The organism is Bradyrhizobium sp. sGM-13 (assembly GCF_018398875.1).
Lineage (GTDB): Bacteria > Pseudomonadota > Alphaproteobacteria > Rhizobiales > Xanthobacteraceae > Bradyrhizobium.
The window spans coordinates 1-11,278 of record NZ_JAGWDK010000076.1 but is presented as its reverse complement, the minus strand read 5'-3'; the positions used below and the strand labels follow the sequence as shown (position 1 = coordinate 11,278).

10 protein-coding genes are annotated in these 11,278 nt (G+C 59.3%); 3 read left to right on the top strand and 7 right to left on the bottom strand.

Annotated elements, in window-relative coordinates; all coding sequences use genetic code 11:
- Positions 1 to 37 precede the first annotated feature (37 nt).
- Together KJQ96_RS37100 and KJQ96_RS37095 are read right to left on the bottom strand one after the other, a co-directional pair.
- Positions 38 to 412 carry a recombinase family protein gene (locus KJQ96_RS37100; RefSeq protein WP_309142531.1) on the bottom strand — a complete coding sequence of 125 codons (375 nt, stop codon included), beginning with the start codon at positions 410 to 412 and terminating at the stop codon, positions 38 to 40.
- Positions 405 to 590, bottom strand: a complete 186-nt coding sequence (locus tag KJQ96_RS37095) for a hypothetical protein (RefSeq protein ID WP_213257447.1) — start codon at positions 588 to 590, stop codon at positions 405 to 407. The genes KJQ96_RS37100 and KJQ96_RS37095 overlap by 8 nt, the downstream gene beginning before the upstream one ends.
- A gap of 449 nt (positions 591 to 1,039) precedes the next feature.
- On the opposite strand from KJQ96_RS37095, the gene KJQ96_RS37090 reads away from it, so the two are divergent.
- Positions 1,040 to 2,560, top strand: coding sequence for a recombinase family protein (locus KJQ96_RS37090; RefSeq protein ID WP_309142530.1), 1,521 nt, complete (start codon positions 1,040 to 1,042; stop codon positions 2,558 to 2,560).
- On the opposite strand, the gene tnpB is transcribed toward KJQ96_RS37090, so the two are convergent.
- From tnpB to KJQ96_RS37065, 5 genes are all read right to left on the bottom strand, one after another.
- A complete protein-coding gene (gene tnpB, locus KJQ96_RS42435; protein WP_375293257.1) occupies positions 2,486 to 2,824 on the bottom strand; it encodes an IS66 family insertion sequence element accessory protein TnpB in 339 nt (112 codons plus the stop codon). The two genes, KJQ96_RS37090 and tnpB, sit on opposite strands and share 75 nt — an antisense overlap.
- A 26-nt stretch (positions 2,825 to 2,850) precedes the next feature.
- Positions 2,851 to 3,312, bottom strand: a complete 462-nt coding sequence (locus KJQ96_RS37080; RefSeq protein WP_213291012.1) for a transposase — start codon at positions 3,310 to 3,312, stop codon at positions 2,851 to 2,853.
- 330 nt (positions 3,313 to 3,642) lie between these two features.
- The gene (locus tag KJQ96_RS37075; protein ID WP_213291011.1) at positions 3,643 to 4,887 is read right to left on the bottom strand and encodes an SRPBCC family protein; all 1,245 of its coding nucleotides are present in this window, start codon (positions 4,885 to 4,887) and stop codon (positions 3,643 to 3,645) included.
- Positions 4,888 to 5,035: 148 nt separating this feature from the next.
- Entirely contained in the window at positions 5,036 to 6,436 is a 1,401-nt protein-coding gene (locus tag KJQ96_RS37070) for an aminotransferase (protein ID WP_213291010.1), read from the bottom strand.
- Positions 6,437 to 6,447: 11 nt separating this feature from the next.
- Positions 6,448 to 7,974, bottom strand: a complete 1,527-nt coding sequence (locus tag KJQ96_RS37065) for an NAD-dependent succinate-semialdehyde dehydrogenase (protein WP_213291015.1) — start codon at positions 7,972 to 7,974, stop codon at positions 6,448 to 6,450.
- 141 nt (positions 7,975 to 8,115) lie between these two features.
- Between KJQ96_RS37065 and KJQ96_RS37060 the strand changes: the two genes are divergently transcribed.
- Entirely contained in the window at positions 8,116 to 8,595 is a 480-nt protein-coding gene (locus KJQ96_RS37060) for an Lrp/AsnC family transcriptional regulator (RefSeq protein WP_213291009.1), read from the top strand.
- Positions 8,596 to 9,177: 582 nt separating this feature from the next.
- Positions 9,178 to 10,857 (top strand): MFS transporter, encoded by a 1,680-nt coding sequence (locus tag KJQ96_RS37055; RefSeq protein ID WP_213291014.1) that lies wholly within the window; start codon positions 9,178 to 9,180, stop codon positions 10,855 to 10,857.
- Positions 10,858 to 11,278: the final 421 nt, after the last annotated feature.

The window sequence follows — 11,278 nt, the reverse complement described above, 5'->3', positions numbered from 1 at the left end:
CTGCTCCAACTGATCAGATGGCTCCCGAATGGGGGCATCATGCTGTGTGGTCGTAGACCCCGTCTTCATCGATTATCAAGCTACCGACCAATGCGCAGAACTCCAAAAGAGTGTGCCAATCGCGGCCGTTACGGGCCAAGCGCGAGGCCTCAAGGGCGAACACCGCGCCCGCATCGCCGCTGCAGATCGCCGCCAGCAGACGTTCGAAACCCGGGCGCACAGCCCCGCCCCCGGAGCGGCCGAGATCGTCATCGATGACAATCGCGTCATCCCAGCCGAGCGCGCGAGCGCGCGTCGTCAGAGCGTACTGGCGTCGTCGGCTCTCCGGATTGTGCAAGAGCTGATCCATGGTGGATTGCCGCACATAGACATAGGCGTTGCGCCTCAAGTGATCCCCGGTGATCTTAGTCATTGTCCGTCTCCGTCGGCATCCTGACCAAGTCGAGTCGATCGCTCAGAAGAACTTTGAGCAGAGTGACAATCTGCGCGCGGCTCGCCAGGTCGAGCTGGCGCGGCGCGACGTCGTCGACCATCAGCATGAGAAGATCGGGCTGCCGTTCTTGAGCACGTTTCCTCACCATCGCCTCCATTGTTGCGAATCGCCGCATTTGTTGGCGACAAGGATACGCCCCGCAGGCCGATGAGCTCGCGCAACTCCCTCAAGCAAGTAAGGGAAAGCCGCGGAGTGGCCGTCATAGGCAGCGACGCCGCGTCGGTCTCGGTCATCCATGCTGGCAGCAGTAATCGGCGGCCACCCGGCAGCTCAACGACAAAGTGCGCCGCGCCGGCGTAAGAGAGATGACGAACAACCAACAGGCGTTCGCCAGTATGTGGGTGATGCGGATAGTGAACAACAACTTCAAGCGGCCGTTATCGTGTGTTCGAAAGGGACAATATCGGAGCTCGAGCTCCATACGATACGTAGTCGATTGACGGCGGGTCTTCTCGCCAAGGCGGAGCGCTGTGAGCTTGCGCTCACCTTACCGATCGGCCTTGTCCGTGATCCCTCCGGCGTCTTGCCAAGGACCCGAACCTGGAGGTGCAGGAACGGCTCGAGCTGCTGTTCGAGACCTTCCTGAAAGTGCGCAGCGTTGCCAAAGTTATGCGTGAGTTCAACGACCGCGGTCTGGAGCTGCCGCGCCGCGATCGTCACGGGGATCTGCATTGGACACGGGCGACGACATCCGCGGTCGCAGCGATTCTGAAGAATCCCGCCTATGCGGGCGCCTTCGTCTACGGACGGACACGACTGCGCAAACCGTCGGACGGAAGATCGCCGACGAAGGCACCGAAGCCGATCGAGCAATGGCGGATCATCGTCAAGGACCGCTATCCTGCCTATATCGCTTGGCAAAGCTACGAGAAGATCAGGGGCATCGTCAGCGACAACCGAGCAGAATACATGCGCAACAAGACCAGGGGTGCTCCACGTGAGGGCGAACTACTGCTGCAAGGCATCGCATGGTGCGGAAGATGCGGTCACAAGATGTACGCTCGCTACAAGGGGGGCGCCGAGTACGTCTGCAATCACCTACGTTCGCATCAGGGGCTGCCGGCGTGCCAATACATCCGTGCTCACCGCGTCGACGCCGCCGTGGCGCAAGCGTTCCTCACAGCGCTGGCGCCGGCCGAGATCGACGCGTTGTCGTGCGCTCGTCGCGCTCAGCAACAGACGTACAAAGCAATACGGAGCAATGCCGAGCAGCAGCTCGAGCGCCGGCGCTACGAATCAGCGCTCGCCGAACGTCAGTTCAACCGCGTCGATCCTGACAACCGGCTTGTCGCCGCCGAGCTCGAGCGCCGTTGGGAGGAGGCTCTGAAGGAGGTCCGAGCGGCAGAGGAGGCCCTGGCCCGTTTCGAGTCTCCCCAGGCTATCGCTCAGATCACCGTCGGCAACAAGGCGCTGAACGACAAAGTCGTCCGCCTCTCCGGCCGTCTGCCTGCGATCTGGACAGACCCGAGCACGACCGACGCAAAACGCAAGGCGCTGCTGCGCTGTCTCATTGACAAGGTGATCCTCGACCGCGGCGAGCACGACGTCGTCAGGGTGAGGATCGTCTGGCGCGGCGGAGCTGTCACCGAGATCGAGGTAAAGATGCGTGTCAACTCAGCAGCGAGTCTCACCCAAGGCGCGGAGATGCGAGAACGCGTGCTCAAGCTCGCCCGCACCAAGATGCACGACGACGAGATCGCTGCCATGTTGACGAACGAAGGACACCGGTCACCAAATTGCCCCGACAAAGTGCTGCCGATCACCGTCCAGCGCATTCGCTTGCACGCCGGCCTCAAGGGGCTTACCGAGCAACGTACGCGATGGCGGCATTCACCGGACTTGCTCAGCGCTCAGGAACTCGCCGGCGTATTGAACATTCCAGTGAACTGGCTGTACGTTCAGATCAGGCAAGGGCGCCTTTTGATCGATCGTCACTCTTCCGGCGCGCACCTGTTCTCCAACACGTCGCACGTGATTGAGGCTGTTCGAAAACTACACAATCACGAGTTCGATCATCTTGATCTCAGAATCACTGAGCCTCACGAGGAGGGGCATTCGCATGGATAGTCGAGCAGCATCGCGAGCTGCGTTGCACTTAGATGCACCACACCATCGCGGATCGGCGGCCAGGTGAAACGCCCCCTGGTGCAACCACTTCGTCACCAGCACCATGCCGCTGCCGTCCCATGCTAGAAGCTTCACTCTGTCCATGCGTTTGCTGCGGAACACGAAGACGTCGCCACAATACGGGTTCGCACGGAGCGCTTCGCTCACCAGCGCCGACAGCGTGTGGACCGACTTGCGAAAGTCGACTGGCTGCGCCGCAAGCACCACCTTGAGGTCGGAGCGTAGTGCAATCACCGGATGCCCCGAAGCGCTGACAGCACCGTCGAAAGTGTCGTCAGCTCCACGCCCGGCTCAACCCGGATGCGCGCCCCACTCAGCTCGATCTCGATCACTCCGCAGGGCTTGGCCGGCGGCGCGGCGATCTCCAAAGGCGTCGTTTGTGCCGCCGAAATACGTTCGGACTCGCCAGCTGTCCCGCCACCGCTTCCGGCGCCAATTTGGATCGGCACGAAGTTCGGCGCCTTGCCGGCCACTGCCGCCGCAACCTGGCGTCGCCACACCGTGAGCAGCCCGCGGGAAACGCCATTGCGCCGCGCCACCTCGGAGATGTTCGCACCTTCCTCAAAGCTCTCCGCCGCGATCCGGGCCTTCTCCTCGCCAGTCCACCGTCGCCGTCGGCGCTCCCCAGTGATCACCTCGACTCGACGATAAGAGTCACCTTCCTGCCTGACATCAAGCATGGCATTTGCCATCGCATCACCTCCACCGATCAGCTCTTGCCAGGCTGTATCGCAGGCGAACCTCGCGATGGCGAGGTGGGGGCCTCATGCCGGTTACGCAGAACTCGTAGGCATTCCCCGATTCATCTGCCGGGGGAATGAAGACCACGGCAGAGTTATAAGTTGAGGGGCCGAAGAGCCACTCGAGTGCCACGACTTGCCCGCCTCGAGCGCCTACAGAAAAACCTGAGCGTAGACGCAACGTTTTGCGCAACCGCGCGGTGGCAGCTACCGGCCCGCCATTGTTAATCAGACCGGATTGTACGGCTCCCTGCACGCTCGTTTTGCCACCTTTCGTCGTGTCTAGGCAGCGGCGGCTTTATTCGCAGCAGCCAAGTCGAGATACTTCCGGGCCTCTGCGCAATACCAGTCGACATAACGTATGAGCATCGACTCCGCCTCCTGCGAGTAGGGACCTGGCCGGTATCCCTTGCCATTCACGCCTCGCTGATTGATCTCGGAAAGATCCTTATCTTCTTGATTGGTTTTGGCCCAAAGCGTAGTGAGTCCCTCGTCAGTGTAATCGACGCCTTCTTGCGCATCCTTATGGACGTACATTTTCCACGTGACGATGGTCTCTTGCGCAGCTGTCGGCATAGCACTGAACGTGACGACGTAGTCGCAAAGCGCGTGCAGATAGGCATGGGAGTTTAGTGACCAGCGAAACCAGCCGATTTCTGGCTCGCTGAACAGCTTGCCGACAGAGGGCTTCCCATCCATCGTCAGCGAGACACAGCCCTGCTTGAGCGGAAAGCGGTGCGCACGCCACCACTCCCCTCCAATGGCGTCGAGCGGCTCTCCTGGCGCCTGGCCGGTCGCTACTCCAGCAGCGGCCATGCGGCCAGCGAATTCATTAGCAATAGGACGCCAGCTATCGATATCTCGGCGGGTTGCGAAAGGGTACGCCGAGGAGGTAAGGCTCGCATGCCCCACAGCGCAGTGGTAGCATTCGTTCGCGTTTTCCATGACGAGTTTCCAGTTCGCCCGCTCCACGAGCGTGGTCTCATGCGCGAGCTTGACATCCGTGAGACGACCCGGAGCCATCATCGGCTCAAGCTTTTCTTTGAACTCGCCGAAGGGGGGTGGCTCCTCTGCAAGGCAGACATAGATAGTTCCGGCGACCGCTTCGACATGAATCGGCAGCAGATGGATGCTCCTGCGATCGAAGCTCTCTTGCATTCTGCCGGCGCCCTGCAACGAACCGTCGAGCCGATATGTCCATTGGTGGTAGGGACAGACGAGCCGGGATTTGCGGCCATACCCAGTGTCGCAAATTTGCGCACCGCGGTGGCGGCGAGCTGTTGTGAAACGCTCGCAGTTCTCCGCTATCATCGCGATCCACCAGGATGGGAGAACGCCGATCGTCGTCGCCAAGTAACTTCCAGGGAACGGAAGCTCAGCCTCTAGTCCGACAAAGAACCAGGAGCGCGCGTGTATGGCCTCGAGATCGAATTCGAAAACTTCCGGATCGGTGTAGAACTCTTGGGGCAAGCTGTATCCCGGGAGCCGCGCCTCGACAAGCTGCCTAACCCTTTTCAGATCAATCATCGTTGTGTTTTCCTGCTGGCTGGCATAGCGAACTCGATCCAGATTTTGGTGAATGGGTTGTTCTTCGAGGAGTTTTCCGTCGAAGGACCCGCGTGATCATAATTCGGTCTATCGAACCCTACTCGCATCACCCTCTTAGGCTACACCTTCAAGTGAGTTCTGATTCCTTCGCGAGCTCATCCATGACCTGCTTCGTCGCTCGATAGGCTAAATCAACCATCTCATCTATCTCGGCCTCGGATACAATGAGAGGGGGAGCGAAACCAAGAATGTCTCCATGCGGCATTGCTCGTGCAATGAGGCCTCTATCGCGAGCAGCCTTCGAGATTCGAGCGCCCACCTTGAGCTGCGGATCAAATCGCCGTTTCGTCCGACGATCCGCAACGAACTCGATCGCGCCGAGTAACCCCACGCCTCGAACTTCCCCAACGATCTCAAGCTGAGCAAACCGCTCCTTGAGACGCTTTTGGAAGTGCGACCCGACGGTCCTCGCGCGGTCGCTTAGTCGCTCCTTCTCGACAATATCGAGCACCGCATTGGCAGCTGCCGCTGCAATCGGATGGCCGGAATACGTATATCCATGCGAAAACGCACCGACCCGATCAGCGGCCTCCTCCATAACTGAGTAAACCTTCTCACCAACGATGGCGCCCGAGAGCGGCATGTAGCCAGATGTCAAACCTTTGGCGACCGTCACCAAGTCAGGCTCGATTCCGTACAGCGTGCTCCCGAAGTCCGCGCCGGTTCGACCGAATCCACAAATGACCTCATCTGCGATCAGAAGAACGTCGTACCGTCTAAGCACGGCCTGAATTTCATACCAATAGCCGGTAGGCGGCGGCGTAATACCGCCCGTACCTAGCACGGGCTCAGCAATGAATGCACCGATCGTTTCCGGCCCCTCGCGCTCGATTAGCTCTTTAAGTTCTGCTGCACGCCGGAGAGAAAAGGCCTCTTCCGTCTCACCTGATTCAGCCCCCCAATAGTGGTGTGGCGTCCCCGTGTGCAAAACGCCCGGAAATGGTAGATCCATGTGATCATGGTAGAATGACATACCCGTCATTGAACCAGATATCACCGAGCTGCCGTGATACCCACGCTCGCGCGAGATGATCTTCTTCTTCTTTGGCTGACCGCGGAGATTGTTATAGTACCACACGAGCTTTGCTTGGGTCTCGTTGGCGTCCGATCCGGATAGCCCAAAGAACACCTTGCTTGGGTTGCCTGGTGCCATGCGTACGAGACGATCCGACAGAGTCGCCAGTTCCTCATTCGTATGCGCCGCGTATGTGTGATAGTATGCCAACTTGTAAGCTTGCCGCGCGATGGCCTCAGCCACTTCCGTACGACCGTACCCGATGTTTACACAATACAGTCCGGCAAAGCCGTCGATGTAGCTGCGTCCCTCCGCGTCTTTGATGCAAATGCCCTTGCCGCCTGTGACGATGGTGGGATCACCAATCTTACCAGTAGCGAAGTCCTTGAGCTGGGTAAAAGGATGCAGGACAGTGGCGCGATCTCGTTCAGCGATGATTTTGATATCAGACATACCGAATTTTCCTAAGCCGCCAGATCCCCAAAGCAGACGTATTTGAGCTCCATGTATTCAGCCAATCCGTGTCGCGAGCCCTCCCGACCGAGCCCGGACTGCTTCCAGCCCCCAAACGGAATGGGCGGGCCCGTGAATGAGGCCGTGTTGATACCAAGCATGCCGCACTCGATTTGCTCAGACAGTCGGAGCGCCCGACGTAGGTTATCCGTGTAGACGTATCCAGCTAGGCCCATTTCATTAGCATTGGCTCGCGCGACGACCTCTTCTTCAGAGTCGAACGGGAGTACGGCAGCCACCGGCCCAAATGTTTCCTCACGCGCGATTAGCATCTCTTCGGTGACGTCACTTAGCAGCGTCGGAGGAACGAAATTCAGACCCAGGCCGGCTTCCTGATTGGCAGAAAATGCTCGCGCGCCTTTTTTGACCGCATCATCGATATGCGTCCTGCACTTGTTAGCGACTGACAACTTGGTCATCGGCCCAATGTCGGTCGTAGACTCGAGCCCATGACCGACTTTCAGTTGAGCAACTGCCTCAGCAAACGCGTCAACGAAGGCATCATAGATGCCCCTTTGTACGTAGATGCGGTTTGCGGCCAGGCAGTCTTGGCCCGAGGTCGCAAACTTCGCGGCCATCGCCCCGTTTACAGCCCTCTCTAGGTCGACGTCGTCGAAGATGACGAAGGGGGCATGCCCGCCCAGTTCGAGCGATACCTTCTTGATCGTGTCGGCCGCCCCCTTCAGAAGTAAGCGCCCCACCTCCGTAGAACCCGTAAATGAGAGAGCGCGTACCCTTGTATCGCGCAGCAGCGGCGTTGAAAGTTCGATAGGATGGCCGACGACCAATTGAAGTACTCCGCGCGGTATCCCGGCCTCCTCGGCCAATCTCGCCACGGCGAGAGCTGAAAGCGGCGTCTCGGGAGCAGGCTTCACGATGATCGGACAACCCGCGGCCAGAGCAGCTCCTGCCTTTCGCGTGATCATAGCCACTGGGAAATTCCAAGGGGTGATTGCCGCCGCCACACCGATCGGATGCATTCGCACCTGAAGCGAACTTCCAACCTTGTGACTGGGGATCGTCTCGCCGTATGCTCGCTCTCCTTCGGCAGCGAACCACTCGAGAAATCCAGCGCCGTACGCAATTTCATGGCGCGCCTCAGCGAGTGGTTTGCCCTGCTCACTCGTCACCAGGACGGCAAGCTCTTCCGAATGGTCGCGCATCAATGAGGCCCAAGACCTAAGGATCGCCCCCCGCTTCGCCGGCAATAAATGTCTCCAGCCAGCAAACGACCGTTCAGCCGCGCTGATCGCTAGACTCATATCGGAGACCGAGCAACGCGCGACATCCGCGATCTCGTCTCCAGTGGCAGGATCGACCACAATGTCTCGTTGTTCCCCCGCAATCCATTGGCCGTCGATGAGCGCAGCCCCGGCCATAAAGTCACGACGACTCAGCTTTTCCAGGCACTTGGCAGCGGGACCGCCCGAATCAGGACTTTTGTGCCGAATAGGTTGAAATGCCACTTGATGTCCCATCCGGTCATCTGTTGAAATTACCTCAGCAATCAGGATACTGATATCACAAACAGATTTGCGTCGCATTTTCCTGTCCTTCGGAGGAATTTCTGCATCGCACAGGCATTTTGTGGCGAAAGGCACCTGAAGGCTGGAGCGATTATGCAATATGACCGAATAGACGCCCGGATCCTCGAGATTGTGCAAAAGAACAACCGCTTAACGTCCGAGGTAATCGGCGAAATGGCGGGGCTTTCGCCTACGGCCTGTCAACGGCGACTGAAGAGACTCCGTTCAGAAGGCATTATCGAGGCCGATGTCTCGATCGTTTCGCCGAAGGCAGTAGGAAGACCTATCCAAATGCTCGTGCTGGTGAGCCTAGAGCGGGAACGTTCGGACATCATCGACAGGTTCAAAAAAGCTATCAAATCTTCAGCTGAAGTCGTCAATGGGTTTTACGTCACCGGGGACGCCGACTTTGTCCTCTACATCACCGCGCGTACAATGGAAGACTATGAGCAATTTACCCGACGGTTCTTCTATGAGAACTCAGACATCAAGGGCTTCAAGACGATGGTTATAATGGACCGGGTAAAGGCGGGTTTTGCTGTCCCGATTGAGCCTCCGCCCGACGACAACTGATGCTGGCTATGTCACCCGCTAGTGCTATTGCGCTCGCGCTCATTTTCATCGTTTGCTTGCATAGAACGCAGAAAATTGCCGCGCGCGCGCTCCTTTACTCTACGATCGCATTCAGTTGCGCGAGCCATCGATTTTGACGAGACCATCCCAAGGAACTCGACGGTTGAAGAGGCGCATTTGAGGTTCGGCTGAGCGGACCAGCGACCTCGCCTTAAACGACCGAGATGTGAATGCCATGCCCACCCGCTGCGCGAGCGGCATTAATCTTCAAACCAAGACACGGGGCCTCATCGCGTCCAACACGGGCAATAGCGCGGGTATGTCCACAAAATTGTGGCAGCGCGAGGCGTGCCTGGTACTCAGTCTCATAGCGCGGGAGTCGAACTCTCGTGCGCGCAGTGACCATTTTGACTACCAGGCTTGCTTCAGGACGTTGGCGCGCCTCGCAAGGTGGTTTACGAACACAGTGCAGGCAATCAGAATGACTCGAAAAGACGCTCGTCCACCTGCGAGCGACCAAATCACTCAGCGCGTTACAAACGGGTCCAGAATCAAGCTATGGGAGGCAAGGCAGTAGCCAAGATGATGTACCAGTCCAAGCCGCTGCCGTCCGGCAGCGAGGGCATCACCGCGCCATTGCGCTATCCAACCTTCCGGCGCATCTGGCTTGCGAGCTTGTTCACCAATCTCGGCATCCTGATTCAGGGCGTCGGCGCGGCCTGGGCGATGACACAGATGACGTCGTCCGCGGGCCAGGTTGCGCTGGTGCAAACGGCGCTCCTGTTGCCCGTAATGCTAATCGCGCTGCCGGCTGGCGCCGTTGCCGACATGCACGACCGTCGCATCGTCGGGCTGGTTGCGCTCTCGATTGAACTTTGTGGCGCAACCGTGCTGACGGTGCTCGACTGGTTGACCCTTACAACGCCGAATCTTTTGCTAGCACTCTGCTTTGCAGTCGGCAGCGGCATGGCGCTGATGGGACCCGCTTGGCAATCTTCAGTGAGCGAGCAGGTGCCCTCTGACGCCCTGCCCGCGGCCATCGCGCTGAACGGCATCAGCTACAATATCGCGCGCAGCGTGGGTCCAGCAGTCGGCGGCATTGTCGTTGCGACGGCCGGCGCAGTAGCTGCGTTCGCGCTTAACGCGCTGCTCTATTTGCCGCTCATGCTCGCGCTGTTTCTATGGAAACGCATCTCCGAACACTCGCGTCTGCCGCCAGAAAAGCTCAACCGCGCCATGGTTTCAGGCGTGCGCTACATAATCAATTCGCCGCCGATCAAGATCGTGCTGACCCGCGCCATGGTCACCGGCGTGATCGGCGGCGCGATTGTTGCCTTGATGCCGCTGGTGGCCCGCGATCTCCTGCATGGCGGCGCAGAGATTTATGGCATTCTGGCCAGTGCCTTTGGTCTGGGCGCGGTGATCGGCGCACTGAACATCACCGAGGTGCGCAAGCGCATGAGCGGCGAGGCAGCAATCCGCGCCTGCGCTCTCTGCATGGGCGGGGCGGTTGCCGCAGTGGCGCTGAGCCGCCAGCCGATTCTGACGGCGGCTGCGCTGGTCCTGGCGGGCGTGGTGTGGATGATGGCGTGGGTCGTGTTTAGCATTGGTGTACAGCTGTCGGCCCCAAGGTGGGTCGCAGGGCGATCGCTTGCCGCATATCAGGCGGTGAGCTCCGGCGGGATTGCGGTCGGTAGCTGGGGTTGGGGCCAACTGACCGATGTCGCTGGGGTCGACACGGCGCTGCTGGTCGCGGCAGCCTTGATGCTCGCCTCGCCGCTCCTTGGGCTTTGGCTGCCCTTGCCTCGCATCAGCGCGGGGGGTGAAGAGGCCGAGATGCTTGAGGACCCCAAGGTACGGCTGGCGCTAACCGGACGCAGCGGCCCGCTCGTTGTGGAGATCGAATATCGGATCGCACAGGAGAATGCGCGCGCCTTCCATAGCTTGATGCAGGAGGTCCAGCTGTTTCGACAGCGCAATGGCGCCTATGGCTGGTCGATTGCTCGCGACATTGCCGATCCCGAACTATGGACCGAACGCTATCACTGCCCGACATGGCTGGATTATTTGCGCCAGCGCAACCGCTCGACCCAGTCGGAGCGCGAGCTCGATCGGCAGGCCAGCGCTTTCCATGTCGGTCCTGATCCCATTCGCGTGCGACGCATGCTGGAGCGCCCGTTCGGATCGGTTCGCTGGAAGGAAGAGACCCCAGACCGAGTTGCGAACGAGCCCTCACCCCCGATTTCGAGCCCCGGGGCATGAAATAGTCGCCGTTCGTTAGATATTCTGACGTTCTAAAGGGACCTGCGGATACAGCACGGCGCCTCGACGGTCGCTTGAAGCGCAATCAGCTCTTGCGCTTTACCTGTCTTGCCCAGCCGGACGCCTCCTTAGTCGGCGAACAGTCTAAACTGTCGAGCCTACCTCGACCCAAGGCAAATCAAATCGCCTCGAACGAATGCGCAGCTTCCCCCCCAAATTGGGATAGGGGGGCGTCTCACGACGCCGCCCACCGGGTCGCCGGAGGCAGTTGCCCGCCTCCGGCTCCCACAGAACGTAGCATGCGGATTTACCGCACTACGCTCTTCGACAGTTGATTCACAGCACTGCAAGAGCCTGCAACTCCGCATATGGGAGGCGCAGCTTTGGTTTCAGTAACGGCGTCCTTGCTTTGATCTGGTGG

What these genes read in the sequence shown, in the direction of transcription:
- KJQ96_RS37060 (WP_213291009.1), top strand. Translation starts at nt 8,116, where the DNA reads ATGCAATATGACCGAATAGACGCCCGGATCCTCGAGATTGTGCAAAAG.
- KJQ96_RS37075 (WP_213291011.1), bottom strand. Translation starts at nt 4,887, where the DNA reads ATGATTGATCTGAAAAGGGTTAGGCAGCTTGTCGAGGCGCGGCTCCCG.
- KJQ96_RS37065 (WP_213291015.1), bottom strand. Translation starts at nt 7,974, where the DNA reads ATGGGACATCAAGTGGCATTTCAACCTATTCGGCACAAAAGTCCTGAT.
- KJQ96_RS37080 (WP_213291012.1), bottom strand. Translation starts at nt 3,312, where the DNA reads ATGGCAAATGCCATGCTTGATGTCAGGCAGGAAGGTGACTCTTATCGT.
- KJQ96_RS37070 (WP_213291010.1), bottom strand. Translation starts at nt 6,436, where the DNA reads ATGTCTGATATCAAAATCATCGCTGAACGAGATCGCGCCACTGTCCTG.
- KJQ96_RS37100 (WP_309142531.1), bottom strand. Translation starts at nt 412, where the DNA reads ATGACTAAGATCACCGGGGATCACTTGAGGCGCAACGCCTATGTCTAT.
- KJQ96_RS37095 (WP_213257447.1), bottom strand. Translation starts at nt 590, where the DNA reads ATGGAGGCGATGGTGAGGAAACGTGCTCAAGAACGGCAGCCCGATCTT.
- KJQ96_RS37055 (WP_213291014.1), top strand. Translation starts at nt 9,178, where the DNA reads ATGATGTACCAGTCCAAGCCGCTGCCGTCCGGCAGCGAGGGCATCACC.